Raw genomic sequence first — 26,414 nt, 5'->3', positions numbered from 1 at the left:
ACAATAAAATTCAAAATATTATGTACCCACCCGAACTAGTAAAACCAATGCGCGAAGACCTTACAAGAGTAGGTTTTTCCGAATTACATACAGCCAATGATGTTGAAGAAGCATTAAAAAAAGAAGGAACAACTTTAGTTGTTGTAAACTCTGTTTGTGGGTGTGCAGCTGCAAATGCTCGCCCAGGAGCGGCCATGTCAATTCAAAACGATAAAAAACCAGACCATTTGGTTACTGTTTTTGCAGGTGTTGACCGCGAAGCTGTAGATGCAGCAAGAGCCAATATGGTTCCGTTTCCACCAAGTTCTCCATCAATGGCTTTATTCAAAAATGGCGAATTGGTGCATATGTTGGAACGCCACCACATTGAGGGCCGTCCAGCACAAATGATTGCCGAAAACTTAAAAGGCGCCTATAACGAATACTGCTAAACTTTAGAGATCTGTAGTTATGAGAATGACTAAGCCATTTACTATCGTTATTGGAATTTTGGCGCTTGGCGCACTAATTGTCAACATTTATATGAACCCGAAGGTTTCACATTTATTCGGAAAGGAAATAAATGATTGGCTTTACAGAGCGTTTTGGTTATTGATCGTTGGTGTTTGTGTTTACAATTATATTTACATAGAACAAAATACACTGAAAAATAGACCAAAATCTAAATTGAAATCGAAAATTTAATTTTTCAATTTTGAAAACAAAAATTGTCGAACAGGAAAAACCGTCTTTTTAAGGGCGGTTTTCTTACTTTTGAAAGGAAATGAAGGCATTCTCTAAAATAATAAGTTATCCCTTTACGGTATTGTTTTACCTGTTTTTTGGTATTACAATCGTTATTTTTCACCCCATACAATGGATTTGCTTTAACTGGTTTGGGTACACAGCACATAAAAAAAGTGTTGATTATCTAAACTGGACATTGCTTCGCTGTTTAAATGTTTTGGGAACCACATTCCATATTGACATTAACACCAGCGTCCCGAACAATGTTCCAATAATCATTGTTTCAAACCACCAAAGTATGTGGGATATTTCGCCTATCACTTGGTATTTACGGAAATATCATCCCAAGTTTATTTCTAAAGTAGAATTAGGGAAGGGCATTCCTTCCGTTTCCTATAATTTGAGGCACGGCGGCTCTATTTTGATTGACAGAAAAAACCCAAGACAAGCCATTGTAGAAATGGTGAAATTTTCAAAATACCTTCAGAAATTTAAGCGAAGCGGCGTTATTTTCCCCGAGGGAACGCGCAGCAAAACAGGTGTGCCCAAGCCTTTTCGAAGAACAGGATTGCAAACGCTTTTCAAAAAAGTGCCAGATGGTTATGTTATTCCGGTTACTTTCAATAATTCTTGGAAGTTACAACGTTGGGGAATGTTCCCGATGCAAATGGGCGTCCGTTTGGAAATGACCGCACATCCCGCAATAAAAATAGCTGATTACGAAGTTGAAATGCTGATCGACAAAGTGGAAGAAATCATCATTTCAAAAATCCATAAATGATGGACTCATTTTCTTCGGAAGAAATAATTCAAAACACAATCAATTTTGTAAAAGAGGAATTGCAAAATGCCGAAGGCGGCCACGATTGGTTTCATATTGAACGGGTCTATAAAAATGCATTGCTCATTTCAGAAAGTGAAAATGTTGATAAAACTGTTGTTTCGCTCGGTGCATTGCTTCACGATATTGCGGATTCAAAATTTTACAATGGCGATGAATCCGTTGGCCCAAGAAAAGCGGGACAATTTCTAAAATCGCAAAATATTTCCGAAGAAACAATCGACCATGTTGTGAAAATTATTGAAAATGTTTCTTTTAAAGGCGGAAATAAAAATCAGGAATTTCATTCAAAAGAATTGGAAGTAGTGCAGGATGCCGATAGGCTGGACGCGCTGGGAGCTATAGGAATTGCGCGCACTTTCAACTACGGAGGTTTTAAAAACCGAAAACTTTACGATCCGGAAATTATGCCGAATTTGAATATGACGCCTTCAGAATACAAAGTTTCGAATGCACCAACAATCAATCATTTTTACGAAAAATTACTTCTTTTAAAAGATAGAATGAATACCGAAACTGGGAGAAAAATTGCTGAAGAAAGGCACGTTTTTATGGAAACTTTTCTGAAACAGTTTTATGCAGAGTGGAACGGCGAAAAGTAAATTTCTAAAACAATTTCATCTGCGGATTTTTAAGTTGCAGAAAATGCGAAGCATCCAAAGCCTCAATTTTCCTGTCTTTTAAATACCTTTTTTTGGCTATTGTCATCGTATCTTTCACTTGCTCACTAATTGTCCCTTCGCCTTTCATTCGTCGTCCCCAATTGCTATCGTTGAGGTTTCCGCCGTGGCATTCGGCAATTTGGTTTAAAATCCGTTCCGCTTTATCGGGAATGGTTTTGTGCGCCCAATCCTTGAAAATTTCAGCAATTTGACCGTTTAATCGCACAATTGTATAACCAACATCGTTTGCGCCAAGTTCTGCTACTTTTTTTACCAAAGGAAGAATTTCGTGGCTATTCAAAGACGGAATAATTGGAGCCATCATTACCCGTACAGGAATTCCATTTTCTGAAAGCGTTTCCACGGTTTTTAGCCGTTGTTTGATACTCGCAGTTCGCGGTTCCAGCAATCGGCGCGTATCTTCAGAAAGGGAAGTAATTGAAATATTTGTTGAAATTATATTCAGTTTTGCCATTTCCTTTAAAATATCGAGATCGCGAAGTATCAGCGAATTTTTGGTGATGATGCCCGTTGGATGTTTCCATTTCAGCATTACTTCCAAACATTTTCGGGTGATTTCAAGTTTGCGTTCCAGCGGTTGATAACAATCCGTATTTCCCGAAAAAACGATGGTATTTCCCTGCCAATTCTTCGAAGTTATTTTTTCTTCCAAAAGTTGTGGTGCATTTCTTTTAAAGAGAATATTTCTCTCAAAATCCAAACCAGCCCCGTAACCCCAATATTCGTGACTATTTCGGGCGTAACAATAAACGCAGCCGTGTTCGCAACCTTGGTATGGATTTGCAGAAAAACCCATCCCAACGTCTGGACTTTCCACTTTGTTTACAAATGTTTTTGGAAAAACTTCAATATAGTTTGTTTTATTTTTATCTGCTTCTTCGCCTTCAACTTCACAGAAATTTAAATATTCATCCAGCACTTCATGACTGTTTTTGAAGAAACGGTTGTGTACATTTTTCTGGGCGCCACGGCCTTTTAGAAAATCAGCGGACATAAAAAAACTTTGAAGTTTGGGTTTCTTCAAAGTTAATTATTATTTGGAAATAATCCTTTCGTAATTGGAAATAATCCTATTTATTTATTGCTTTTTCAAATTTTTCCTTCCCGCCAACAACTGGAATTTCAATTGTAGTTGCGTCAAGATCAACAGTAAGTTCAGTTCCTGGTTCTGGCAAAAGTGTGAATTCACTATCGCTCGAAAAAATCATCAACCCGATTTGTTGTCCGGCAGGAATTACTTGATCGTCGGGAATTAGATTGAAGGAAAGTTCATAAAACTTGCCCGGTATTAAAGGCTCGCTTTCAGAAATGGATTTGTAATTCTGTGGATCTGCCCAACCGCGAGTGATAATATTGTCAGTTATTTTTGCATTCTTCTCGGTATTCCAAGGCAAGGAAACCATATATACGGAAAGGTTTGCCGCGGGTTTGCTGCTTGCCAATTTGATGTTTAATTTCGAAAGCCCCGAAAGATGTACATCTTCCTTTAAAATTGGGGTTACAAACAGTAATCTGTTTTTTGAAGTTGGAAGCTGGGCAAGGTTTTCTGCAGAAAAATTATAATCATCAATCAAGGTTTGGGTGCCTTGTTTTTTGGTTTTTTCAACAGTCAACATTCCTTCATTTTTAGTTGTTGCTTTAAAATGAAGAGTAACCTTTTCAGCATCCGGATTTGGATAATCTGCGTAGGGCGTTGGGTTGTCGTTTTTATCATTTTCGCGGACAATCCATGCTTTTGGCCCTTTTTCAATTTCGTTATCAATCCCGAAGAGGTATTTCGTAAACCATTTATTCATCATTGAAAATGGCGGCGGACCGCCGTGGCCGTATTGATGGTAATAAATTTTTACGGGCAATCCCATCTCTTCCGCAGCCTTGTAAATTCTATAACTGTGCTCTGGCATAACATTCCAATCATTAAAACCGTGCGACATAAAAAGGGCGGCTTTCATCGGTTTCATATCGTTCAGATAATCGCGGCCAGCCCAAAACTCGTTGTAATCGCCGGTTTTTCTGTCTATTCCATTTTTAATTTCGTCATCGCGATAGGTTGCATTGTTGTGCTCGCGTTTTGACTCGTCACCACTATTTATGAAATCATAAAGCACATCAACGTCTTCGCCCAAATATCCACCGGGCGAGCGAACCAATCCGTTTGAACGGTAATAATGGTAATAGGAAGTATTTGGTGCTATGGGAATAATGGCCTCAAGCCCTTCAACCCCAGTGGTTGCTGCTGCCAATGGAATGGTTCCGTTATAGGAAGTTCCCGTCATCCCAACTTTTCCTGTAGTCCAATATGCTTTTACTTCTTCGTTTCCATCGGGAGTTGTGTAGCCTTTTGCGCGGCCATTTAGCCAATCGATCACCGCTTTTGGCGCGAGGGATTCGTTATCGCCGCCTACGGTTGGGGAGCCTTGCGAAAGCCCCGTTCCGGGAGAGGAGGAATGCACAACAATATAACCGCGCGGCACCCAGGTTTTAATTTGGGAATTTGAAATTATGGGGCGTTCCCCAAGCCTTTTTACTGAAGGATGCACAATTTCTTTTTCTTCCGCTCCCAGTTCGTGGTGCACGTCGTGAAAGGCCCCTTCCACTTCGGGAGCAACGCCCGCAAAATAGGGACTGGATTCATAAACTACGGGAAGTTTCAATCCATCCTCGGTTTGTTTTGGTCTTGTAACGTCAACGTGCATGCGGTCTGGTTTGCCGTCGCCGTCTGTGTCAAAAGTTGTTTCTACCCAAAGATCTGTTCTAATCCAATCTTGTTGATTTTCAAAAGCGGGAACGATTTGGGCTTCGCCGTCCTTAAACCACGGTTCGGCTTTTTCTTGGGCGATAAGTTGAAATGTAAAAACAAGAATAAAGCTTAATAGAATATATTTTTTCATAATAGTTACAATAGCGTTAAAGAAAAGAAGTCTATAAAGTTAAGAATCTTACTGAATGGATTTGAAATTTTAGCAGAAAACAATTCAGAATCAGAAGTATAATTTCACTAACATTGGTTTGTCATTACTTTCCGCCTGTGTTAAGATAGCTGTTTCATTTATCAGAATTCCGAAGCGTACTGCGAGTTGCGCATTAAATATTTCTGGATTCAAAACCTTATCATATCTAAAAGCGCCCGTTTTATAAATTTTTAAAGCGTAGAGCCTCGGTCCTTCCGTAAGTTCTATTTGATTGTTTTTTAAAAGCTTTAAATCTGAAGCTGCATTTACAAAATAATAAGTAACATCGTTTTTAACGGTTGCTGTGTATGAAAGAAAAGGAATGTTATCTAGCGACCAATCATCCTGTTTCTTATTGATGTTTTTTGCCCAAATTAAAGTTCCGTCGTTGCCGAGGCAAAAACCCATTATGTCTTTATAAACACGTTTTGCGTTCACATTATCGTCTGAAATATACATCTCAAATTCTTCAGCATTTATAATAACATCGCCATTTTCCAACATAAAAATGCTTCGATATGCAAGAAATGAATTTATTTTTTCTTTGACTTTTCCGTATTTTTCCAACATAAATTCTTCCGAAAATGGCTGAAATGATTCCGAAAGTTTTGATGAAGATTTCTTGTCTAAATTTATCCTTCCGGTGCCGTCATATCTAGTTGCCGTTCCAGATAGTTCAAAAAATCTTTCAGTTGCGTTCTCTGTGTAAAGCCCAACAGCAGATAATCTTTCACCTTTAGTGACCAATTGGAGCGAACGTATAATTTTGTTACTTTCAATAGGAAGAACTTTCTGGCTACTTGAAATTGCATCGCCTTTAAAAAGCACAAAATAATAGTTAGGTACGTCTTTTTTTTCCAAATCCCTATTGGCTGTATTAAAAACCCTTCCCAAAAAATAGACTGTACCGTCATTGTCCAAAACCATGTTTTGGTATTCCAACGGCAATTTTTTATTTTCTGTTTCTTTTAGGGATATGATATTTTCAAATTCGTATTCGTAAACTTTTTCGAAATTTTTATTGAAAGTAATAACAAGCAATGCATCGCCATCTTTTGATTTCGTAAAAAGGTTGAGAGTAATAAAATCTCCATTTTCAGATGCCACAATATCACCTAAATTATTATGGCGATGTAAGTTGAATTCTGGCTCGCTGCGAATCCCAAAATAATCGTATTTATCAAGCCTTTCACGATCAAGGGAATAGATTTCCTTTTCGCTAAAATTTAAATCTTCTTTTGAAGATGATAACGTAGCGAAGGCGTATTTTTTCTGTTTGTAATTATATTGAAATTGCAATAGGATTACAGAATCTTCAGTTAAAAACAGTCCCTTTATTTCGTTGCGATTTACTTCAATAGTAGTTCTTTTAAGCAATTTTAGGTCTTTGCTATAATGCTCAATGTAGTATCCTTTTGGGTTTGAAATGCTGGAATAATAATTTCTAACAGTAAAAATATCGCCGTTGGCATCTTCTTTGGCAAACAAAAGTGAAGTCTTGTATTTTTCATCTTTAAAAATTTCGCTCACAGAAACTTTAATTGTATCTCTTTGTGCGTGTGCGATTACGCCAATAAATAAACAAAGTAGAATTATAATATTTTTCATAAAGTTGAATTGGAGAGGTTTTATTTCCCGGGGAAATCAGCTTTTCTCTTTTCAAGAAAAGCCTGTGTACCTTCTTTAAAATCCTCGGTGCCGAAACAGTTTCCGAACTCCTCAATCTCTACTTCAAATCCGTTTTCGCCGTCTTCAAAGTTTGCATTGATGGCCCTAATGGCCGAAGCGATGGCGACGGAAGAATTTTTCATGATTTTTCCCGCAATCTTTTCAGCAAATTCCAGCAATTCTTCGGGAGTTGTTACGTGGTTAACCAAACCGTATTGGAGCGCTTGGTTGGCATCAATCATTCCCGCAGTCATAATCAGTTCCATTGCGCGACCTTTTCCAACTAATTGCGGCAAACGTTGCGTGCCACCGTAACCTGGAATTACGCCCAGTGAAACTTCGGGAAGCCCCATTTTTGCATTATCGGAAGCAATGCGGAAATGTGCCGCCATTGCCAGTTCCAACCCGCCGCCAAGGGCAAAACCGTTTACCGCTGCAATTACTGGTTTTGAAAAATTCGCCACAAAATCAAACAATAGTTCCTGTCCCTTTGCTGCCAATTTTCCACCTTCTTCAACTGAAAAGTCTGCAAATTCACTAATGTCGGCGCCTGCAACAAAAGCCTTTTCGCCACTTCCGGTGATAATTAAAACTTTCGTTTTTGATGAATCTTCGGCTTCTTCGAAAGCATTATGCAATTCTTGAATTGTTTCACGATTCAATGCGTTCAATTTTGAAGGGCGATTGATAGTGATTGTAGTGATGCCGTTTTCGGTTTCGGAAAGTATGTTTTGATAATTCATATTAGAATAATTTTTTTAGATAATTTTTTTTGCCGCGAATGAACTAAATTCTGTGTTCGACGTGCTATTTATTTGTGAATTCGAGGTCTATTTACAAAGCTACTAAAAACCTTAAAGCATTGTGGGAAACGAAACTTTAAAAGTGGTTTTTTCTTCTGAAGAATCCAGCGTTATTGTTCCACCATAGGTTTCAACTATATTTTTTACCATTCCCAAACCAAGACCCATACCACTGGTTTTAGTTGTGAACTGTGGCTCAAAAATGCAGGTTCGGTTTTCTTCGGGAACGCCAATGCCGTTGTCCGTTACCAAGATACTTACAAACATTTGTTCCATTTTAACAATAACGTCAATCCTTGGCTCGGCAGGATTTTTCTGTTCAATGGATTGAATACTGTTTTTAACCAAATTGGTAACCACTCGTATTAATTGTGTTCTATCAAAACGGGCGCGCACTTCATCTTCTTCCGAAAAGAAATAGATATAATCTTCATTAAAAATATCCAACGCCAGCTTGCTTATTTTAACCACATTCAGCGTTTCATCTTGTTGTGCGGGCATTTTTGCATAGGTTGAAAAGGCTGATGAAATGGAGCTTAAAGTGTCTATTTGTTGAAGTAACGTATTGGTATATTCTGTCATTTTTTTATCAATCTCAGGATCGTTGCAATCAAATTTTCGTTGGAAACTTTGAACCGTTAGTCGCATGGGCGTTAGTGGATTTTTAATTTCATGCGCCACCTGTTTTGCCATTTCACGCCAAGCTGTTTCGCGTTCACTTGCGGCAAGTTGTACGGCACTGTTTTCCAGTTCATCTATCATTCCATTGTATGCGTTTACGATAGTGGAAATTTCAGTTGGTGTATCGCTGAGGTGGATTTTTTTGTTTCGTGTATCAAAACGGGTTTCGGATAACTTTTCACTTATTTCGTTAAGTGAACGTGTTATGTATTTTGAAAGGAAATAGGCCAGAGCAATGGCTGCAAGCAACATAAAAAAATATGCCATTCCAAGCCTGTAAAGATATTCAGTCAATTCTTTGGTGATGAAACCGTCGTCCTCAATATAGGGCAAATTTAGAATTGCCAAAGGTTTAAAATAACTGTCAGTAATGTAAGTGTAAGAAGATTGATATTTTTGCCCCCCTTCCTCAAATTCCTTTATGTAATTTTTTATGGACGAATTTTGAAGTTTTTCCAATACAAATTCTGGAATTTTAGGTGAAACGGTGTCCTTAAAAAAGGAAGGTCTTGAAGATTTTAAAAGATTACCGTCAAGATCATACAGAAAAACTTCGAGACCATGAATGTCTTTGATTTCATAAATTTTATCCTTGAAAATCAATGGAATTTGGTTTGTTTCCTCAGGATAGGTTGTATTGTCAAGAATGTATTTTATGTTTGCTCTAATTGCGGCTTCCTTGCGCAGCAAGCGGTCTCGGTGATAGTCCTGTGCCTCTTCCTTGTATTGATATACCGTAACAATAGCAATAAGTACAGAAGCTCCCAAAACCAAAAGGAACATAGAAAGAAAGATGCGGGTGCGAAGCGATTTTTTGTAAAAGTACATTTACATTATTTTGAAGAATGAAAGATAGCAATAATCGAACCTAAAAGGAAAATTCCAAATAACAAATCACAAATTCCAAAGTTCGAAGCTATTTCTCCCGAATGCTTTTATAAATTTTATAACCCATCATTAATAAAATTGCAAAAACAATAATTCCAATTGTACCGTAAATCCAATTGGTTCCATCTTTTAAAATCACTAAAAAAACTACGGCAAAGAGAATGATTGTGGGCACTTCGTTGAAAAGCCGCATATAGTTTGAGGAATGTTTAACTACGCCATTTTGGAGCTGTTTAAAAATTTGATGGCATTTAAACTGGTAGATTATCAAAAGCACTACAAAGCCTAATTTTACTTGCATCCAAGCGTCGCTTAAAAAAAACATGCGCATGTAGATGAGCCAAATTCCGAAGAAAATTGCCAAAATCATACTTGGCCAAGTAATGATTTTCCAAAGTCGTGAAGCCATTATTTTAAGCTGGGCACCCAAAATTTCTTTGTCGGGAGAAGGTTTTTGGGAAGCTTCAATTTGATATACAAAAAGACGAACAATATAAAAAAGCCCCGCAAACCAAGTGATGATAAATATTAAGTGAAGCGATTTTATGTAAGGATAATATTGTTCCATTTACGGCTTGGTTTTGTAAAAACTTGACCGTAAAGATACCTAATAATTCAAAATATGGGCTGACAGTATTTTGAAGCTAAAAACTAATTTTTGATGAATTTCTTCGTAATGCTCCCTTCGGAAGAAGTAATGGTTATAAAATACATCCCTGTTTTTAAGTTTGAAACATCAATTTCGTTTGAAGCCAGATTTTTTGATGAACTTACAATTTTCCCATTAATATCTGAAATAGAAACAGAATCGAAATTATTGGTAGCGGATTGAATAATTATTTTGTTTTGGGCAGGATTTGGATAAATCCTTAAGTCGGCCAAACTGTTTTCGGGAGTTGTGAGCAACACGTTCGTAAAATAGGAAAGAAAGCCAGGAGCGTATTCCCACTGGAGATAATCATTGCCATCATTTCCTTCATAAACACTAGAATCCAAAAGAGATCCATTATGAAGTTCAAATAAAGCGTATTCGGCCTCGCCTGGCTGGCAATTGCTTTCATCCTGCTCATAATTTTGGGCCTGTAAGAGAAAATCATAACTATAACCAATTCCCAAAATAAAATCGCCACTGATTGTTGCACAGCTTTCAATACCGGTATAAGTAAAATCTGGGTTTATGGTAATTTGCGGCGGATTGGGACCTGAATAAAAAATAGGATCGCCCATGTCTCCTTGAGTCATAAAGAGATACCAAGTTTGAAACAACATAGGGTTGGCTACTGGCACAGGTTCTGTACTATAATGCGCCCAATTATTATTTGCGTCCCTCAGCCGTAAAAATTTAAAACCATTGCTTTCAGAATAATAATAAGTGAAAGTTTTAGGGTCAAGATTCAGCGTTGTTAAGAAGTCATAAAAATATTAGTCTTCATAATAGCAGGTATCGCCAGTACAGTCATCCAGCGTAATCGAATTATTTTCAAAAGTAATGGAATCACCACTGAATGTTGCCTCAGCAGAAAGTGTATTGGTAATTCCATTAGCTTCAATCGAATAATTCCCAGAGTTTTCAGCAATGGTAATGTTTGGATTTTCACCATTAGGGGTTAAATAATCATGACCAATGTGTAATGATTTCAAACGGAAAGTTTCGTTCAGCATTCCTGCGGGCTGTGAATATGCGTTTTGAAGAAAGAAGAAACATACAAGGAGAAGTAATAGTTTTTTCATAATCGAAAAGATTGGTCAGTAGTTAAATATACTAAAAAATCAGTTTCAATCCTTCAACGTTTTCCTAATTTCCCGATTCAAAAAATAACCTGTAACAATGGTTGAAAGTATATCTGCCGCTGGAAAGGAAATCCAGACGCCCAATTCTCCAAAGTAATGTGGAAGTATAAAAATAAGCGGAATAAAGAAAAATCCTTGTCGCGTTAATGTTAGCAATAAAGCGGGAACCGCTTTCCCAATAGCTTGGAAGTATGCCGACCCAATCAACTGTATCGCTATAATTGGTGTTGCAGCAAAAACCCAGCGCATATAGTGCGGGGTTTCCGAAAGGATATCTGCATCATTTGTAAAGACCGAAACAATTTCCTCTGGGAAAATCATTATCAAAGCAAAAATAAAAAGTCCCAAACCGCCTGCATATAAAATAGCTTTGTTGATACTTTCCCGAACCCGTGGAAATTTATGGGCGCCATAATTGAATCCCGCTATCGGCAAAAACCCTTGTGTAACGCCCAAAACAGGGAAAAGAGCAAACATTAGCATTCTACCAATAATTCCGTAAGCTGCCACAGAAGCTTCGCCTCCAATATTGAAAAGAATATTATTCATCAAAAGATAGGTAACACTCACAACCGCTTGTCTTGCCAATGTTACAAAACCAAGTGCTGACATTTCTTTAAGAATGGGCAAGTCAAGCCCAAAATGCGGAAGGCTTATTTTAAGTTCCGATTTATCACTTAAAAAGAACCAAAGCACATACAGAAAACACAGTCCATAAGAAATAGTAGTGGCCCAAGCTGCGCCTGCCATTCCCATATCCAAAAGATTGATTAGTATATAATCCAAAAGAAGATTCCCAACAGAAGGAATAATCATGGCGATCATTGCAAATTTTGGCTTTCCTTCGGCACGGATTACGTTATTACCCATCATACAAAGCGCCAAAAGCGGCACTCCGTAAAGCACAATGCGATAATAGATTTTTGCAGGTTCAAAAATGTCGCCTTTCCCCCCAAAGGCTGGAATAATTTCGTTTATAAAAACCAGTCCAAAAACAACCATAGCGGTTGTTAGCAGTAAAGTAACGGTGATTTGATTTCCGAAGGTTTTTAGGGCGCGTTCTTTGTTATCGGCTCCCAAAGCGCGCGAAATTATTGAAGAACCCCCAATACCAATGGCCATTCCCAATGCGGCAATAAAAAAAGAAACCGGTAAAACTACATTTATGGCTGCAATAGCGATGGAACCAATCCAGTTGCCCACAAAAATGGTGTCCACCAAAATGTTCAGCGACATCACCAAAATACCGATGGACGCTGGCACAGCTTGTTTAATCAGTAAACTTCCAATGGAATCTGTGCCAAGTGCGGCGCTTTGATTGGGTTTCATTAGGCGATTGCTGTTTTTACATCCACAATTCGCCATTTATCAATCCAGCCAGTTAAAACTTCAGCCCAATCATCACGGTCATTTAAACAAGGAATAACAGTAAAATCTTTTCCGCCGGCTTCATGAAAAATTTCTTGGCCTTCCATTGCAATTTCTTCCAAAGTCTCCAAACAATCGCTTACAAAAGCAGGAGTAACGATTGCCATTTTTTTAGTTCCTTCAAGTCCTAAACGCTCTATAGTTCTGTCGGTTGGCGGTTTTAACCAAGGATCAAAACCCAATCGCGATTGGAATGATGTTGAATAGGTTCCAGGCTGTAAATTCAACTTTTCCGCCACTAATGCGGTTACTTTTAAACATTGATGGCGATAGCAAAACTCATGGGCGGGCGAAGGTGTTACACAACAACTTCCGTCAATTTTGCAATGACTTTTTGTGATGTCCCTTTTATAAATATGTCTTTCGGGAACGCCGTGATAACTGAACAAAAGGTGTTCATAATCAAGGTTTTTAATCTTTTCAGAAATACTTTTCGAAAGCACTTCAATATATTCCGGTTTGTTATAAAATGCAGGAAGCGAAGTGATTTGTAACTGCGGAAAAAATTCATTTTTAAGCTCTTCCACTTTCACGTCAATAGTTTCCGTGGTTGCCATTGCAAACTGCGGATAGAGCGGTATGGTCAAAATTTCATCAACGCCTTTATCTACCAATTCCTGCAAGCCTTTTTTCAAAGTCATGCTTCCGTAGCGCATTGCCAAAGCAACGGGAACAGTTGTTTTTTCTTGAATTTTTTTCTGAAGTCTTTCTGAAATAACAATCAAAGGTGAACCTTCATCCCACCAAATTTTTTGATAAGCTTCGGCAGATTTTTTTGGGCGTGTATTCAGAATAATTCCCCGAACCAAAAACGAACGGAACCAAAAAGGAACGTCGATAACCCGAGGATCCATCAAAAATTCATCGAGGTATTTTTTTACGTCTTTTGGGTTGGTGCTGTCCGGTGAGCCGAGGTTTACAAGGAGAACTCCTTTCATAACTGTTAAAAATTTAAGGCAAAATTACTCTTTTAAAATTCAAAACTTACAAGAGGCGGTACTTAAAAACAATGAAACTATTTTTATTATTTATGAGTTTAACCCCATCAAAAACTTCTTAGGAGTAGTGCCGAATTTCTTTTTAAAAGCCGCAATAAAATGGCTAGCAGTACTATAGCCAACTTTCAATCCCACTTCATTCACATTGTGTGAGCCTGTGGCCAAAAGTTGTCGTGCGACTTCCATTTTATAATCAAACAAAAAACTGAAAACCGAGTCGCCATAAATCTGCTTAAAACCTTCCTTCAATCGGTTGATTGGCAAATTGATTTCATCGGCCAATTCCTGTAAAGTTGGAGGTTCTGCCATTCTGGAAACCATAATTTGTTTCGCCTTTTTTATTTTTGAAACGTTGTCTTCATCAGCCAAAAAAGGGCATTGTTCTACATCTGCATCTGCTGGACGGTTAAAATAAAGACTCAACAATTCGTAAGCCTTTGCCTTAAAATAAAGTGGTTTTATAGTGGGATGCAGGTTATAATTCATTAGTTGATTCAACACAATTGCCATGGAAGGCGTAACCTGGGCATCTTTATAATATTTTCGGTCTTTGTTTTCCTCACTCAAAAAAGTGATATAGTTTGCTTCCGTTGAAAAAAGACTGTGGAATTTATTTATGGGGAGTAATACCGAAAGTACCCATGAATGGGAGTTTAATGCAAGGTCTAATGGTAAATCTCGCTGCGGATTATAGAGCAATAATGAATTTCCTTCCTGAATGGGCAGCTTGTAATTTCCCTCATTAAAAACAAAGAAAGCAGATCCTTTTATACAGAAATGAAATTGGATGAAATTGGAGCTTACCTCGCGCTTAAAAGTTTGATTTTCATCTGTTTCGTTATTGAATTTTAAAATGAAAAAGCCTGGTTCAATTGTGGTTTCTTCATAGAAACTTTGAGCGACATTTTTTTGTATATCCATATCGTATTTAAATTGATTTTATTTAGAATAGTTCTAAATAAAATGAAACTAATATTGTTTGGAAACCGCGAAATTAGGGCTTAAAGTATGATAAATATCATATTTAGTCCATTTTTAACAGACATCGACATAAAAGATACCGCTGGCGTTATTTTTTAAAAAACAATGCCCTTACATTTGCTCCTGTTTTATATGGAAAATTTGAAAACATATTCTGGGGAATCACTTGAAGGCAATTTTTACGCCATCGGCCTCAACTACAAAAAAGCAGATGCCGAAATCCGCGGTCACTTTAGCATAAATGATATTGCAAAAGAGAAAATCCTTTTGCAGGCCAAAGCTGATGGAATTCCTTCCCTCACTGTTATTTCAACTTGCAACAGAACTGAACTATACGGTTTTGCGCAGCATCCTTACCAACTTATAAAATTGCTTTGCGAACACACCAATGGAACCGTTGAAGAGTTTGAAAAAGTAGCTTATATTTATAAAAACCACGATGCCGTTTCACATCTTTTCACTGTGGGAACTGGTCTTGACAGCCAGATTTTAGGAGATTTTGAAATTATCAGTCAATTGCGAAATGCTTTTCGCGAGTCAAAAAAACACGACATTATCAATCCATTTATGGAGCGACTTGCCAATGCGGTTATTCAAGCTAGCAAGCGTATAAAAAATGAAACAGGAATTTCTTCGGGCGCAACTTCCGTTAGTTTTGCAGCGGTGCAATATATTATGGCGCGCGTTCCTTACATTTCAGAAAAGAACATTTTGCTTTTCGGAACGGGGAAGATAGGCAGAAATACTTGCGAAAATTTAATCAAACATACCAAAAACGACCATATTACCCTTATAAACCGCACCAAGGAAAAAGCTGAAAAAGTTGCGGGAAAATTCAACTTGATCGTTAAGGATTATGCCGATATTCAAAGTGAAATAGCACAAGCCGATGTGCTTATTGTGGCAACCGGAGCACAGCAACCCACTATTTCAAAAGAACTTTTATATCTAAAAAGACCATTGCTTATTTTAGATCTTTCCATACCAAAAAATGTTTCTGAAGATGTTTTGCAAAATGATTTGGTAACCTTAGTGCATATGGACCATCTTGCCGCGGTAACAGACCAAACCTTGGAACAACGTGCGGCACAACTTCCTTTGGCAAAAAAGATTATTACTGAAATAGAAAAGGAATTCAATCAATGGGCAGATAATCGCAAATTTGCGCCAACCATAAAAGCCCTTAAAAATAAACTTGCTGAAATTAAAGCCGGCGAAATAGATTATCAGCGCAAAAAAATTGAAGGTTTCAATGAAGAGCAAGCTGAAATAATAAGCGACCGACTCATTCAAAAAATAACTACACATTTCGCAAACCATTTGAAAGGCGAAGAAGGCTCCGCCGAAAGTATAGAACTCATAAGAAGGGTTTTTCAACTTGAAACTGCCTAATCTTGAAAAAAACAATCCGAATTGGCACCCGCGACAGTGAACTTGCACTTTGGCAAGCCAACACTGTAAAATCCAAACTTGAAAATTTAGGATACACCACTCAATTGGTCCCCGTTAAATCTGAAGGCGATTTGGTTTTGGACAAACCGCTTTACGAAATGGGCATTACCGGAATTTTCACAAAAACGTTGGATGTCGCAATGATAACTGGAACCGTGGATATTGCCGTGCACAGCATGAAAGATGTACCCACGCAATTACCCAATGGTATTGTGCAGACCGCTGTTCTGGAACGTGCTTCTTCTGAAGATATTTTGGTGACAAAAAGCAAAGTAAATTTTGAAAGCCCGTGCACCATTGCTACTGGGAGTCTTCGCAGACAAGCTCAATGGCTTCATAGATATCCAAACCATAAAGTTGTGGATCTGCGTGGAAACGTAAACACACGTCTTCAAAAACTGAAAGATAATGATTGGCAAGGCGCAATTTTCGCAAAAGCTGGTTTGCAGAGAATTAACCTTTTGCCAGCAGATTTTATAGATTTAAATTGGATGCTTCCCGCTCCTGCACAGGGAGCAATGGTAATTGTCGCTCTGGAAAATGATGAGTTTTGTATAGAAGCTACTTCAAAATTAAATGATTCTGCTTCTAAAATTTGTACACATATTGAACGTGAATTTTTAAGAACGCTTGAAGGTGGCTGCACCGCGCCAATTGGTGCTTTTGCTGAAATAATTGGCGAAGAAGTTCAATTTAAAGGATGTCTTTTTTCTCTTGATGGCAAAACCAAACTAGACATTGAAAAGAAAGTTTTAACGTCGAAATACAAAGGCTTTGGGAAAGAATGTGCTACATTTATTCTTAATAATGGCGGGTCTGAACTCATGCTTTCCATAAAAAAACAAATGAAATGAGCCTTTGGAGAAAAACGAGCCTGACGAATATTGTCGTTTGGTTTTTGGACCTTGGTTTGTTGGCATTTTTAATTTTTGACTTCGGTTTTGAAAATTTTAAAGATTTTAGACAATACAAACTAATTGTATTGCCAAGTTTGCTATTTGCATTAATAGCCTTTAACTTCTACAAATACAACAGGTTCCGAAAAGATCCAGATGTAAATAAAAGCAGTAGAATAAATCTATTTATTTTGTTATTGCTCATCGTGCTGGAAGTAATCATGATTTTGGCGAATTATGAAACTTCTGTGGTTGAAACCTTTTTTAATGCGCGGTATGTTATAGAATATGGACTGCTATTTTACTTCTTTATTCGGCTTACCTTTCTACTTCGGAAAGTTTACAGCATTTATTTCAATCCTGCCATACTTTTTGTTGGCAGTTTTGCAATTATAGCCCTCGCCGGAACTTTTTTATTGATGCTTCCTAGTGCGACAACAGCAGGCATAAGCTTTACCGATGCACTTTTCACAGCTACAAGTGCAACCGCTGTCACTGGACTTATCGTTGTAGATACGGCAAAGGATTTTACCCCTTTTGGACAAACCGTAATTATGATTTTATTTCAAATAGGAGGTTTGGGGATGCTAACATTCACTTCATTTTTTGCTTATTTCTTTAAAAGTGGAGCTTCGTTTAAGGAAAGCCTTTATATGAAAGATATTTTGGGCCACGATAAGCTTAATAGTGTAATGAAAACAGTAATGCAAATTGTTGTTTTTTCATTAATTTTAGAAGGTATAGGCGCATTTTTCATCTATCATTCGCTAGCACATATTGATTCTTTTAAAAGTAGAGGGTTTTTTGCAATTTTCCACGCTATTTCGGCTTATTGCAATGCAGGTTTTTCATTGGCTTCAAATGGACTTTATGATAATGGACTTCGTTTCAATTATTATATGCAGTGGATAATAATGGGGCTAATTGTTTTTGGAGGACTTGGCTACCATATTGCCTATAACGTAATCCAGTATTTTAAAAAATTGGCTATAAATATTTTTAGAAAAGATGATCGTGTTTTTATTTCTAGAGTAATTAATCTCAACACCAAAATTGTACTTTACACAACAATTATTCTTATAGCCGCAGGAACAATTTTCTTTCTTTTTTCTGAACAACAAACCAATCTTTTACAGCACAAAACAGCTTTTGGCAAATTTACTACCGCTATGTTTTCTTCAGTAACATCGCGTACCGCTGGATTTAATACTGTAGATATGACCGACTTTACCATTCCTGGAATTTTGTTTATGATATTTTTGATGTGGATTGGTGCATCACCAGCTTCAACGGGCGGAGGTATAAAAACCACGACTTTTGCATTGGCAACGCTCAATATTTTTGCCATTGCACGCGATAAAAAATACATTGAAATAGGAACACGGAGAATAGCCGTAGAAGCCGTACACCGTGCCTTTGCCATTATTTCCATCTCTTTGGCCAGTATAGGTACAGGCATTTTATTATTGCTTATTTTTAATCCTGAATTTTCGCTAATACAGATTGCTTTTGAAGTGTTTTCGGCCTTTTCAACTGTTGGGCTATCAATGGGCATCACCTCACAACTCTCTGAATACAGCAAATATGTTATTATATTTTTAATGTTCTTCGGAAGAATTGGATTGCTGAACTTAATGATAGGACTTCTGAAAAGTGTTGGAAAAACAGATTATGTCTATCCCGAAGAAAACATTTTGATTAACTAAATGATGAACTGTTTAAAAAAACAATCAATATGAAGGTAGTAGTTATTGGACTTGGAAATTTTGGTATGTCCCTTGCAATTCACCTTTCAAATACAGGCAATGAAGTAATTGCCGCTGATCGGGATTTGGAAAAAATTGAGCAAATAAAGAATAAGGTAGCACATGCAGTAGCCCTAGATGCTACAAATGAAACTGCCTACCAATCATTACCGCTCAATAACGCAGATTTAGCTATAATAGCTATTGGCGAACGCAATGGAGCAGCAATAATGAGTACGGCAATTGTAAAAAAATTGACCAAAGCAAAAATTATTGCACGTTCAGCTTCTGCTTTGGAAGATACTATTTTAGAAGCCATGGGCGTGGATCAAATAATCCATCCCGAACAGGAATATGCAGAACGCTTTACAAAAAAAATAAATTTAAAAGGCAGTATTGATAATTTTGAAATTGATGATGAATACTTAGTTTCGGAAATTGAAGTGTCTAAATCATTAGTTGGAAAGACGATTAAAGAATCAGAATTTCGAAAAAATGTTAATCTGAATATTATTACAATAATCAGAAAAAGAGAACATACCAATTTAATTGGTAGAAGCATAAAGAAGCGCGAAGTTGTAGGCCTTCCAACACCAGATATCGTTTTTGAGAGTGGTGATATTTTAGTTGTTTTCGGAAAAGATGCAGATATAAAAAAATATTTGAAAAATCATGCCCACGGTTTTATCAACTAAAAAATTAAAAGAAAATCAAAGATCACTTCTGCTAAATGCAGCTATTTCGTTGGTGGAGTACAATGCCATTAAAATTGAATTTGTCCCTTTTAAAGTTCCTTCAAATATTGAAAACGCAATTTTCACAAGCCAAAATGCTGTAAAAGCGATTCAAGATTCAAGAACCAAGATTCAAGATTCAAGAACCAAGATTCAAGATTGCTTTTGTGTGGGTAAAAAAACGAAATTACTTTTGCAAGAGAGTGGTTTAAATGTGATTAAAATGACTGAATATGCTTCGGAATTGGCAGATTATTTAGTAAAAAACCACAAAAATGACTCATTTCACTTTTTCTGCGGAAACATCAGAAGCGATGAAATTCCCTCAAAATTGAAAGAAAACAATATAACTTTTGAAGAGATTGAAGTTTATAAAACAACATTGAACCCAAAGAAATTTGAAAGACAGTTTGATGCGGTTCTCTTTTTTAGCCCAAGTGGTGTGCGAAGTTTTGTTTCGGAAAATAAAATAAATACTTCTGAAGCAATTTGCATAGGCACAACAACCGCCACTGAAGCAAAAAAATATACTGAAAATGTGGTAATTGCTAATGCCACAACCGTGGAAAGCGTAATTGCGAAAGCAGTGAAAATTTTAAAGAGCTATTAGCTTTTGGCCTTTGGCTCTTAGCTAATAATTATAAGTAATATGAGAAATTATAGCGAACTCGAAATATGGAAAAGTGGAATTATTATTGTTGAAAAAATATATGAAATTTCAGCAAAACTTCCCATTGATGAGCGTTTTGGTTTAAGAAGTCAAATAACCAGAGCCTCCATTTCCATACCTTCTAATATTGCCGAAGGTTGTAGTCGTAATAGTGAAATAGAATTCAAAAGATTTTTAGAAATTGCAATGGGATCTCTTTTTGAAGTTGAAACACAATTAACCATTTGTGAACGTTTAGATTTTTTGAAGGAGAGCGATCTTAAAGACATCATGCTATTATTAAATAAAGAGGCAAAAATGATAAACAGTTTGATATCAAAAATTAGAACAAACAATAACTAATGGCCAACAGCTAAAAGCTAAAGGCTAACATATAATAAAATGATTAAAAACGACCTATTCTTAAAAGCCCTTCGCGGCGAAACAGTAGAACGCCCGCCCGTTTGGATGATGCGCCAAGCCGGAAGATATTTGCCCGAATTTCAAGAGATAAAAGCAAAATACGACTTTTTCACACGCTGCCAAACCCCCGAACTTGCAAGTGAGATTACCGTGCAGCCCATCCGAAGATACGGCATGGACGCTGCTATTTTGTTCAGCGATATTTTGGTAATTCCGCAGGCAATGAACATTCACGTAGAGATGAAACCCGGCGTTGGTCCGTGGTTGCCTGACCCAATCCGCTCTGCAAAAGATTTGGAACGCGTGATTGTGCCAGACATTCACGAAACGCTGGGTTATGTAATGGACGCCATAAAAATGACCAAAGAAAAACTGAACGACGAAATTCCGTTGATTGGTTTTGCGGGTAGTCCGTGGACTATTTTGTGTTATTGTGTTCAAGGACAAGGCTCAAAAAATTTCGATATTGCAAAGGAATTTTGTTTCACACAACCTGTTGTTGCGCACCAATTACTTCAGAAAATAACAGACACAACAATTCTTTATTTAAAGGAAAAGGTAAAAGCTGGCGTAAACGCCGTGCAGGTTTTTGACAGTTGGGGCGGGATGCTTTCGCCTACGGATTATCAAGAATTCAGTTGGCAATATATGCAGCAGATTATTGATGCCTTAAAAGATGAAACGCCTGTAATTGCTTTCGGAAAAGGATGCTGGTTCGCTTTGGACACAATGGCAAAAAGTGGCGCTTCGGCTTTGGGTGTGGATTGGACTTGCTCGCCTAAAAACGCACGTTATTTAACAGGCGGAAAAATTACGTTACAAGGAAATTTTGATCCAACGCGTCTTTTTAGCCCTCCTTCAGAAATAAAAAAGATGGTGAAGCAGATGATTGATGAATTCGGGAAAGACAGATATATAGTGAATTTGGGCCATGGAATCTTGCCAAATATTCCACTGGAAAATGCAGGCGCTTTTATTGAAGCGGTCAAAGAATACAAACAAGAATAGATGCTTTGGCGGATTTTAAAGAAACTGGATTTTAAGCAACTTTTTGGATTGCTCGGCCTTTTTCTAAAAAATCCAATCTATGCGCTTCCAACAATTTTTGCGACAAAAAAATGTATGAACATTGCGTATGAAGAATACGGCAGCAAGCATCATTTGGGGAATCCGGCAAATGCATTTCGGCATGCACTTTGGGTTATTTTGATTACTAAAATGTGTTTGAAATGGCAAAACAATGAACAAAAGGCAAAAATGTGGGCAAAGAAGTTTACTGACTGGCACGAGGATTTTTCACCCAACGAGGATTTGGAGCGCGCCATGGATTTGCACAATAACACAATGGGCCTTCGTTATTTTGAACAGGTAAAAGATAGAAATGAAGCAGAAACGGTTTCATATTTAAAACAAAAAGCTTCGGAAGCTGTAAGGATTTTAACGGTTAAGGAAGTTAAAAGTATTGAAGATAAATTAGTTTATATCGATTGAAAAAAACCTCACGGGTTTTTAAAACCTGTGAGGTTTGTATTCAGAATTATGGTCAAAAACATTCTAAAAGGCATACAGGCATACGCAGGCACTTTCAAGCTCATCAATAAACTTGGACTTTGGAAGTACTTCGGCATCCCGATGGCCATTAGTTTTTTAACCGCTGTTTTGATTGGGTTTTCCACTTGGGGCTTGAGCGATAATCTGGGATCCTTTATTTCAAAAATCTGGTTTTGGGAATGGGGAGCGGAAACTTTTAGAACAATTAGTGAATTTATTGGAGCACTAATTATTATTGCATTGGGAATTATTCTCTATCGGCATATTGTAATGGCCTTGAGTGCGCCTTTTATGAGTCCCGTTTCAGAAAAAATTGAAAAACATCTTTTTGGCGAAAATCATTCCCACAGAAATACTTCAAACGCAGAACAGCTTTGGCGTGGCATCCGGATAAACGTTCGAAATTTGTTGATGGAGCTATTGCTCACACTCCCGATAATCTTGATAGGGTTTATACCCGTTGTGGGAATAATTTCTTCGGTACTTTTGTTTTTGGTGCAGAGCTATTACGCAGGTTTCGGGAATATGGATTATACGTTGGAAAGGCATTATAAATATGCCGAAAGTATCGAATTTGTTAAAAGAAATCGCGGTTTGGCAATCGGCAACGGCATGATTTTTATGCTGATGCTTTTGATTCCGGTGATTGGGATTATTTTGGTGTTGCCGCTTTCGGTGACGGCTGCGAGCACTGAGACCCTGAGAGTTTTAGAAAATAAGAAAGCACTTCAGAAAAAGATATGATGAAAGAAAAATTTGTAGCATATATAAAGAATTTGCAGAATGAAATCACTTCCGCTTTGGAGGAAATTGACGGTAAAGCAAAATTCAAGAAAGACAAATGGACACGTGCCGAAGGCGGCGGCGGCCAAACCCGAGTGATTGAAAACGGCGACGTTTTTGAAAAAGGCGGAGTGAACATTAGTGAAGTTCATGGAAAATTGCCCGAAAGTATGCAGCAATATTTCGGCGTAAAGGATGCCGATTTTTTTGCGTGCGGACTCAGTTTGGTGCTTCATCCAAAAAGTCCGATGGTGCCAACGGTTCACGCCAATTGGCGCTATTTTGAAATGTATGATAAAGAGGGAAATATAGTAGACAGTTGGTTTGGCGGCGGACAAGATTTAACGCCCTACTATTTGTTTGAAGAAGATGCCAAACACTTTCATCAAGTCTGCAAAACTGCTTGCAATAGGCACAATCCAAACTTTTACGAAACCTATAAAAAGCGTTGCGACGAATATTTTTGGAACGCCCATCGCGAAGAAGCAAGAGGAATTGGCGGTCTTTTCTTTGATTATTTAAAAGAGACGGGCACAATGAAAATGCAAAATTGGTACAATTTCGTAACGGAAGTTGGCAACAGTTTCTTGGAATGCTATCTCCCCATTGTTGAAAAAAGAAAAAACCTTCCCTATTCCGAAGTAAACAGAACTTGGCAGGAAATACGCCGTGGCCGTTATGTGGAATTCAATTTGGTTCACGATAAAGGAACGCTTTTCGGCTTAAAAACCAACGGGCGTATTGAAAGCATTTTGATGAGTTTGCCGCCCGTTGTGCAATGGAAATATGACCATCACCCTGAGACTGGAAGTGAGGAAGCGAAATTGGTTGAAGTTTTACGAAATCCCAAAGAATGGACTTAAAATTTAAATTAAAGAAATTATGAAATATATTTTCCCAATATTGTTTTTAACATTCACAATTGGGTTTTCACAATCAAATTCTGAAGAACTTAATTTTGATACAAAATATTATAATGCTGTAGATAAGTGGATTGCTTTTCCAAAGAAAGTAGCTGATACATCTTATAGTTTTGGATTTATTTATCTAGATGATACTGCGGGTTTTACTTATAATTATGAATCTAAATTTATAAAAACAAATAGTGGCCTTAAGAAATTGTCAAGGGAGTTTGAGTCTGGATTAAAAGCAAGGCTTACAGAAAATACTATTGATGTTGCAGTGCTTTCAGATAGTCAAGTTTCTCAGTTAGGTCTGCCAAAAGTACCTGAATGGCATTCAATATACAAAGCAGATTCAACTAAAGTATCCTATTTAAAAAATATTGGGTATCATTATAATCATGTTGGCGCAAGCAATTTGGCTCTCAAACCTTTAAAAAAAGCATATTCAATAAATCCACATTATACAGGTCTTGAGTTTGAATTATCATATGCTTACAATGCATTGCATGATTTTACGAAAGCGATTCCGATACTTGAAGAGGCTATAAAAAACGATCCAAAAAACTTTTTGTTTTATCGTGAATTGGGTTTTGCACTAAAGAATATCGACCAAAATGCAAAAGCTGAAAAAATATATAAAACTGGCATGGAGCTTACTGACGATAAATTTCAGAAAAGTGAAATGGCAATAAATATGGCTCAATCATATTATTTAAGTGGAAATCAAAAAAAGTTTGATGAATGGGCTGAAATTACAAGAAAATATACATAAAAAGGTTCCAGATTTGACCAACTAATAGATAGTTGGGAGGAAGATTTAAAATAATAATAATATTTAGGTGTAGACTGCGATCGACCTGACACAAATTTTAAAATTATGTACCCATTAAGAAGAAACCGAAGATTGCGAACCAACGAAAGTATGCGAAGCCTGGTTCGTGAAACCATTATAAGCCCCAATGATTTTATCGTGCCGCTTTTTGTGGTGGAAGGAAAGGGCGTGAAGGAGGAAATTGCCTCGATGCCGAACTATTACAGGTTGAGTTTAGATAATCTTCAAAAAGAAGTGAAGGAGCTTTGGAAACTCGGTTTGAAATCTGTTTTACTTTTCGTAAAAGTGGATGATAAATTGAAAGATAACAGTGGAAAGGAAGCTTTAAATGCTGACGGATTGATGCAACGCGCAATAAAAACCGTGAAAAATGTGGTGCCAGAAATGATAGTGATGACCGATGTGGCCTTGGATCCTTTTTCAGAATATGGCCATGATGGAATAATTTCCGAAGGAAAAGTTTTGAATGACGATACAAATGCGGTTTTAGCAGAGATGTCTTTAAGCCACGCCATTGCTGGAGCAGATGTTGTTGCGCCTAGCGATATGATGGACGGCCGGATTTTTGAAATCAGAACACTTTTAGAGGACGAAGGGTTCTGCGATACGGGTATTATGGCATACAGCGCAAAATATGCCTCGGCATTTTATGGACCCTTCCGCGATGCGTTGGATTCTGCGCCAGTGGATTCCAAAGATATTCCGAAGGATAAAAAGACCTATCAAATGGATTACGGAAACCGCGAGGAAGCCATTCGCGAAACCTTGATGGATATTGACGAGGGCGCTGATATTGTGATGGTAAAACCCGGACTTTGTTATTTGGATATTGTTCGTGAAATAAAAGATGCCGTGAATGTTCCCGTGGCTGTATATCAAGTGAGCGGTGAATATGCAATGCTAAAAGCGGCGGCCGAGAAAGGTTGGTTGGACCACGATGCGGTGATGTTAGAACAAATTACAGCCATAAAACGCGCCGGAGCTTCCTTGATTGCGAGTTATTTTGCGAAGGATGTTGTAAAACTGATTAATTAGCAAAATTTTATCTTTCCGAATTCATTTTTCATATACATTTGCGGCGTGAAACATGTTGAAAAACATATAGGTAGGTTGCTGGTCTCGATTGCCATTTTGTTGGTTTTCGGGAATTTGGCTTTTGCTGGAGAAACGGTAGTTAAGAACAAAACCACCAAAATTTCGGCTTTACAACACAACGATCACGGCAAGCCTTTTGTTTTTAATGAAATCTCTATTGGCGAGGCTTCACAAACGGTTTCGCAGAATGAATATTTGGGGCTCGGATTGTTTGGAACTTTTTATTCCAATCAAGATTTTTCGTTTGCCAATGTTTCTTCTTTATTTAATTCTTCTTATTCTGTAAAAGACAAACGGGAGCTCATCTTCCGGCATTTGTTTCCCTTCCACTTTTTTTGGTGATTTTTTGATGATTTTTTGGCTGTGCTTGAATTGATTTTCAAACACTTATCTATTCAAAATTATTCATCTTAAAAATTATTCATTATGGAATTCAGTGCAACCCTTGTGGGAATTATTATTACATTAGTAATGTTGGCGCCGGTGGCTTATTTAATTATGGCTTCCTCTGGCAAGGAAAACAAAGTGAAAAAATCTGTAAAACAGCTTTCGCAGACCAATGGTATTCAGTTAAAAAACATTGATGTTATTGGCAATTGTGTGATTGGCGTGGATGAGGTTTCAAAAAAATTGGTTTATACTTCGAAAACAAATCCTTCCGGAGATTTTAAAATTGTAAATATGGAAGATGTGAAGGATTGTCGTGCAAAAAGCATCAAACAAACCGATAAAACCCTGGATTGGGTTGGTTTGGAAATTGTGGAAAAAGCTGGCAGACGCGAGATATCTTTTTACAATGAGCACGATGAAAACGAGCTTTCCAAAGATGCATTTGTGTGTCTTCAGGATGCGAAACGTTGGGAAAGTACGCTACGGCCACTTTTAAAAGCCTCGTAATAATTAAAAAAAA

29 protein-coding genes are annotated in these 26,414 nt (G+C 37.4%); 18 read left to right on the top strand and 11 right to left on the bottom strand.

Annotated features, from left to right (window positions below; all coding sequences use genetic code 11):
- Positions 1–20: 20 nt before the first annotated feature.
- From Q2U82_RS04295 to Q2U82_RS04280, 4 genes are all read left to right on the top strand, one after another.
- On the top strand, positions 21–431 hold the full coding sequence (locus Q2U82_RS04295; RefSeq protein WP_068762190.1) for a BrxA/BrxB family bacilliredoxin: 411 nt from the start codon (positions 21–23) through the stop codon (positions 429–431).
- Positions 432–456: 25 nt separating this feature from the next.
- A complete protein-coding gene (locus tag Q2U82_RS04290; protein WP_410006480.1) occupies positions 457–684 on the top strand; it encodes a hypothetical protein in 228 nt (75 codons plus the stop codon).
- 79 nt (positions 685–763) lie between these two features.
- Positions 764–1,507, top strand: a complete 744-nt coding sequence (locus tag Q2U82_RS04285; protein ID WP_410006479.1) for a lysophospholipid acyltransferase family protein — start codon at positions 764–766, stop codon at positions 1,505–1,507.
- Positions 1,507–2,169, top strand: coding sequence for an HD domain-containing protein (locus tag Q2U82_RS04280; protein ID WP_410007128.1), 663 nt, complete (start codon positions 1,507–1,509; stop codon positions 2,167–2,169). Before Q2U82_RS04285 ends, Q2U82_RS04280 begins: the two co-directional genes overlap by 1 nt.
- Before the next feature lie 4 nt (positions 2,170–2,173).
- Here Q2U82_RS04280 and Q2U82_RS04275 read toward each other — a convergent pair whose 3' ends face one another.
- The 11 genes from Q2U82_RS04275 to Q2U82_RS04225 form a co-directional block, all read right to left on the bottom strand.
- Entirely contained in the window at positions 2,174–3,244 is a 1,071-nt protein-coding gene (locus Q2U82_RS04275) for a PA0069 family radical SAM protein (RefSeq protein WP_410006478.1), read from the bottom strand.
- A gap of 76 nt (positions 3,245–3,320) precedes the next feature.
- Complete coding sequence (locus tag Q2U82_RS04270; protein WP_410006477.1) at positions 3,321–5,141, bottom strand: Xaa-Pro dipeptidyl-peptidase; 1,821 nt, start codon at positions 5,139–5,141, stop codon at positions 3,321–3,323.
- Between the two features lie 90 nt (positions 5,142–5,231).
- Positions 5,232–6,809: a hypothetical protein gene (locus Q2U82_RS04265; RefSeq protein ID WP_410006476.1), complete on the bottom strand. Its 1,578-nt coding sequence runs from the start codon at positions 6,807–6,809 to the stop codon at positions 5,232–5,234.
- A 20-nt stretch (positions 6,810–6,829) separates the two neighbouring features.
- Entirely contained in the window at positions 6,830–7,612 is a 783-nt protein-coding gene (locus tag Q2U82_RS04260) for an enoyl-CoA hydratase/isomerase family protein (RefSeq protein ID WP_410006475.1), read from the bottom strand.
- A 111-nt stretch (positions 7,613–7,723) separates the two neighbouring features.
- Positions 7,724–9,181, bottom strand: a complete 1,458-nt coding sequence (locus Q2U82_RS04255; protein ID WP_410006474.1) for an ATP-binding protein — start codon at positions 9,179–9,181, stop codon at positions 7,724–7,726.
- Positions 9,182–9,269: 88 nt separating this feature from the next.
- A complete protein-coding gene (locus tag Q2U82_RS04250; RefSeq protein ID WP_410006473.1) occupies positions 9,270–9,809 on the bottom strand; it encodes a CopD family protein in 540 nt (179 codons plus the stop codon).
- Between the two features lie 83 nt (positions 9,810–9,892).
- Entirely contained in the window at positions 9,893–10,483 is a 591-nt protein-coding gene (locus Q2U82_RS04245) for a T9SS type A sorting domain-containing protein (protein WP_410006472.1), read from the bottom strand.
- 180 nt (positions 10,484–10,663) lie between these two features.
- A complete protein-coding gene (locus Q2U82_RS04240; protein ID WP_410006471.1) occupies positions 10,664–10,972 on the bottom strand; it encodes a hypothetical protein in 309 nt (102 codons plus the stop codon).
- A gap of 45 nt (positions 10,973–11,017) precedes the next feature.
- Positions 11,018–12,361 carry an MATE family efflux transporter gene (locus tag Q2U82_RS04235; protein WP_410006470.1) on the bottom strand — a complete coding sequence of 448 codons (1,344 nt, stop codon included), beginning with the start codon at positions 12,359–12,361 and terminating at the stop codon, positions 11,018–11,020.
- Complete coding sequence (gene hemH, locus Q2U82_RS04230) at positions 12,361–13,398, bottom strand: ferrochelatase (RefSeq protein ID WP_410006469.1); 1,038 nt, start codon at positions 13,396–13,398, stop codon at positions 12,361–12,363. Before hemH ends, Q2U82_RS04235 begins: the two co-directional genes overlap by 1 nt.
- 90 nt (positions 13,399–13,488) lie before the next feature.
- Positions 13,489–14,379 carry a helix-turn-helix transcriptional regulator gene (locus tag Q2U82_RS04225; protein WP_410006468.1) on the bottom strand — a complete coding sequence of 297 codons (891 nt, stop codon included), beginning with the start codon at positions 14,377–14,379 and terminating at the stop codon, positions 13,489–13,491.
- 192 nt (positions 14,380–14,571) lie between these two features.
- Between Q2U82_RS04225 and hemA the strand changes: the two genes are divergently transcribed.
- From hemA to Q2U82_RS04155, 14 genes are all read left to right on the top strand, one after another.
- Entirely contained in the window at positions 14,572–15,831 is a 1,260-nt protein-coding gene (hemA, locus tag Q2U82_RS04220; RefSeq protein WP_410006467.1) for a glutamyl-tRNA reductase, read from the top strand.
- Positions 15,832–15,833: 2 nt separating this feature from the next.
- Positions 15,834–16,745: a hydroxymethylbilane synthase gene (hemC, locus tag Q2U82_RS04215; protein ID WP_410006466.1), complete on the top strand. Its 912-nt coding sequence runs from the start codon at positions 15,834–15,836 to the stop codon at positions 16,743–16,745.
- The gene (locus Q2U82_RS04210; RefSeq protein WP_410006465.1) at positions 16,742–18,493 is read left to right on the top strand and encodes a TrkH family potassium uptake protein; all 1,752 of its coding nucleotides are present in this window, start codon (positions 16,742–16,744) and stop codon (positions 18,491–18,493) included. The genes hemC and Q2U82_RS04210 overlap by 4 nt, the downstream gene beginning before the upstream one ends.
- A 29-nt stretch (positions 18,494–18,522) precedes the next feature.
- Positions 18,523–19,227 carry a potassium channel family protein gene (locus Q2U82_RS04205; RefSeq protein WP_410006464.1) on the top strand — a complete coding sequence of 235 codons (705 nt, stop codon included), beginning with the start codon at positions 18,523–18,525 and terminating at the stop codon, positions 19,225–19,227.
- Positions 19,205–19,876: a uroporphyrinogen-III synthase gene (locus Q2U82_RS04200; RefSeq protein ID WP_410006463.1), complete on the top strand. Its 672-nt coding sequence runs from the start codon at positions 19,205–19,207 to the stop codon at positions 19,874–19,876. The genes Q2U82_RS04205 and Q2U82_RS04200 overlap by 23 nt, the downstream gene beginning before the upstream one ends.
- A 39-nt stretch (positions 19,877–19,915) precedes the next feature.
- A complete protein-coding gene (locus Q2U82_RS04195) occupies positions 19,916–20,278 on the top strand; it encodes a four helix bundle protein (RefSeq protein ID WP_410006462.1) in 363 nt (120 codons plus the stop codon).
- A gap of 39 nt (positions 20,279–20,317) precedes the next feature.
- Complete coding sequence (gene hemE / locus Q2U82_RS04190; RefSeq protein WP_410006461.1) at positions 20,318–21,346, top strand: uroporphyrinogen decarboxylase; 1,029 nt, start codon at positions 20,318–20,320, stop codon at positions 21,344–21,346.
- Positions 21,347–21,829: a DUF6973 domain-containing protein gene (locus Q2U82_RS04185; protein ID WP_410006460.1), complete on the top strand. Its 483-nt coding sequence runs from the start codon at positions 21,347–21,349 to the stop codon at positions 21,827–21,829.
- Positions 21,830–21,877: 48 nt separating this feature from the next.
- On the top strand, positions 21,878–22,633 hold the full coding sequence (locus tag Q2U82_RS04180) for an EI24 domain-containing protein (RefSeq protein ID WP_410006459.1): 756 nt from the start codon (positions 21,878–21,880) through the stop codon (positions 22,631–22,633).
- The gene (hemF, locus tag Q2U82_RS04175) at positions 22,633–23,535 is read left to right on the top strand and encodes an oxygen-dependent coproporphyrinogen oxidase (protein ID WP_410007127.1); all 903 of its coding nucleotides are present in this window, start codon (positions 22,633–22,635) and stop codon (positions 23,533–23,535) included. Before Q2U82_RS04180 ends, hemF begins: the two co-directional genes overlap by 1 nt.
- A 19-nt stretch (positions 23,536–23,554) precedes the next feature.
- On the top strand, positions 23,555–24,349 hold the full coding sequence (locus Q2U82_RS04170) for a tetratricopeptide repeat protein (protein ID WP_410006458.1): 795 nt from the start codon (positions 23,555–23,557) through the stop codon (positions 24,347–24,349).
- A gap of 105 nt (positions 24,350–24,454) precedes the next feature.
- The gene (gene hemB / locus Q2U82_RS04165) at positions 24,455–25,444 is read left to right on the top strand and encodes a porphobilinogen synthase (RefSeq protein WP_410006457.1); all 990 of its coding nucleotides are present in this window, start codon (positions 24,455–24,457) and stop codon (positions 25,442–25,444) included.
- Between the two features lie 45 nt (positions 25,445–25,489).
- Positions 25,490–25,846 carry a hypothetical protein gene (locus Q2U82_RS04160; protein WP_131811123.1) on the top strand — a complete coding sequence of 119 codons (357 nt, stop codon included), beginning with the start codon at positions 25,490–25,492 and terminating at the stop codon, positions 25,844–25,846.
- A gap of 84 nt (positions 25,847–25,930) precedes the next feature.
- Complete coding sequence (locus tag Q2U82_RS04155) at positions 25,931–26,401, top strand: hypothetical protein (protein ID WP_410006456.1); 471 nt, start codon at positions 25,931–25,933, stop codon at positions 26,399–26,401.
- Positions 26,402–26,414: the final 13 nt, after the last annotated feature.

It is taken from the genome of Aequorivita nionensis (assembly GCF_046352995.1).
GTDB classification, from domain to species: domain Bacteria; phylum Bacteroidota; class Bacteroidia; order Flavobacteriales; family Flavobacteriaceae; genus Aequorivita; species Aequorivita nionensis.
The sequence above is the reverse complement of the archived record's forward strand: the minus strand, read 5'-3'. Positions and strand labels throughout refer to the sequence as shown.

Excerpts from the sequence above, each read along its gene's own strand:
- Q2U82_RS04295 (WP_068762190.1), top strand. The coding sequence starts at position 21 with ATGTACCCACCCGAACTAGTAAAACCAATGCGCGAAGACCTTACAAGA.
- Q2U82_RS04290 (WP_410006480.1), top strand. The coding sequence starts at position 457 with ATGACTAAGCCATTTACTATCGTTATTGGAATTTTGGCGCTTGGCGCA.
- Q2U82_RS04285 (WP_410006479.1), top strand. The coding sequence starts at position 764 with ATGAAGGCATTCTCTAAAATAATAAGTTATCCCTTTACGGTATTGTTT.
- Q2U82_RS04280 (WP_410007128.1), top strand. The coding sequence starts at position 1,507 with ATGGACTCATTTTCTTCGGAAGAAATAATTCAAAACACAATCAATTTT.
- Q2U82_RS04275 (WP_410006478.1), bottom strand. The coding sequence starts at position 3,244 with ATGTCCGCTGATTTTCTAAAAGGCCGTGGCGCCCAGAAAAATGTACAC.
- Q2U82_RS04270 (WP_410006477.1), bottom strand. The coding sequence starts at position 5,141 with ATGAAAAAATATATTCTATTAAGCTTTATTCTTGTTTTTACATTTCAA.
- Q2U82_RS04265 (WP_410006476.1), bottom strand. The coding sequence starts at position 6,809 with ATGAAAAATATTATAATTCTACTTTGTTTATTTATTGGCGTAATCGCA.
- Q2U82_RS04260 (WP_410006475.1), bottom strand. The coding sequence starts at position 7,612 with ATGAATTATCAAAACATACTTTCCGAAACCGAAAACGGCATCACTACA.
- Q2U82_RS04255 (WP_410006474.1), bottom strand. The coding sequence starts at position 9,181 with ATGTACTTTTACAAAAAATCGCTTCGCACCCGCATCTTTCTTTCTATG.
- Q2U82_RS04250 (WP_410006473.1), bottom strand. The coding sequence starts at position 9,809 with ATGGAACAATATTATCCTTACATAAAATCGCTTCACTTAATATTTATC.
- Q2U82_RS04245 (WP_410006472.1), bottom strand. The coding sequence starts at position 10,483 with ATGACTCAAGGAGACATGGGCGATCCTATTTTTTATTCAGGTCCCAAT.
- Q2U82_RS04240 (WP_410006471.1), bottom strand. The coding sequence starts at position 10,972 with ATGAAAAAACTATTACTTCTCCTTGTATGTTTCTTCTTTCTTCAAAAC.
- Q2U82_RS04235 (WP_410006470.1), bottom strand. The coding sequence starts at position 12,361 with ATGAAACCCAATCAAAGCGCCGCACTTGGCACAGATTCCATTGGAAGT.
- hemH (WP_410006469.1), bottom strand. The coding sequence starts at position 13,398 with ATGAAAGGAGTTCTCCTTGTAAACCTCGGCTCACCGGACAGCACCAAC.
- Q2U82_RS04225 (WP_410006468.1), bottom strand. The coding sequence starts at position 14,379 with ATGGATATACAAAAAAATGTCGCTCAAAGTTTCTATGAAGAAACCACA.
- hemA (WP_410006467.1), top strand. The coding sequence starts at position 14,572 with ATGGAAAATTTGAAAACATATTCTGGGGAATCACTTGAAGGCAATTTT.
- Q2U82_RS04210 (WP_410006465.1), top strand. The coding sequence starts at position 16,742 with ATGAGCCTTTGGAGAAAAACGAGCCTGACGAATATTGTCGTTTGGTTT.
- Q2U82_RS04205 (WP_410006464.1), top strand. The coding sequence starts at position 18,523 with ATGAAGGTAGTAGTTATTGGACTTGGAAATTTTGGTATGTCCCTTGCA.
- Q2U82_RS04200 (WP_410006463.1), top strand. The coding sequence starts at position 19,205 with ATGCCCACGGTTTTATCAACTAAAAAATTAAAAGAAAATCAAAGATCA.
- Q2U82_RS04195 (WP_410006462.1), top strand. The coding sequence starts at position 19,916 with ATGAGAAATTATAGCGAACTCGAAATATGGAAAAGTGGAATTATTATT.
- hemE (WP_410006461.1), top strand. The coding sequence starts at position 20,318 with ATGATTAAAAACGACCTATTCTTAAAAGCCCTTCGCGGCGAAACAGTA.
- Q2U82_RS04185 (WP_410006460.1), top strand. The coding sequence starts at position 21,347 with ATGCTTTGGCGGATTTTAAAGAAACTGGATTTTAAGCAACTTTTTGGA.
- Q2U82_RS04180 (WP_410006459.1), top strand. The coding sequence starts at position 21,878 with ATGGTCAAAAACATTCTAAAAGGCATACAGGCATACGCAGGCACTTTC.
- hemF (WP_410007127.1), top strand. The coding sequence starts at position 22,633 with ATGAAAGAAAAATTTGTAGCATATATAAAGAATTTGCAGAATGAAATC.
- Q2U82_RS04170 (WP_410006458.1), top strand. The coding sequence starts at position 23,555 with ATGAAATATATTTTCCCAATATTGTTTTTAACATTCACAATTGGGTTT.
- hemB (WP_410006457.1), top strand. The coding sequence starts at position 24,455 with ATGTACCCATTAAGAAGAAACCGAAGATTGCGAACCAACGAAAGTATG.
- Q2U82_RS04155 (WP_410006456.1), top strand. The coding sequence starts at position 25,931 with ATGGAATTCAGTGCAACCCTTGTGGGAATTATTATTACATTAGTAATG.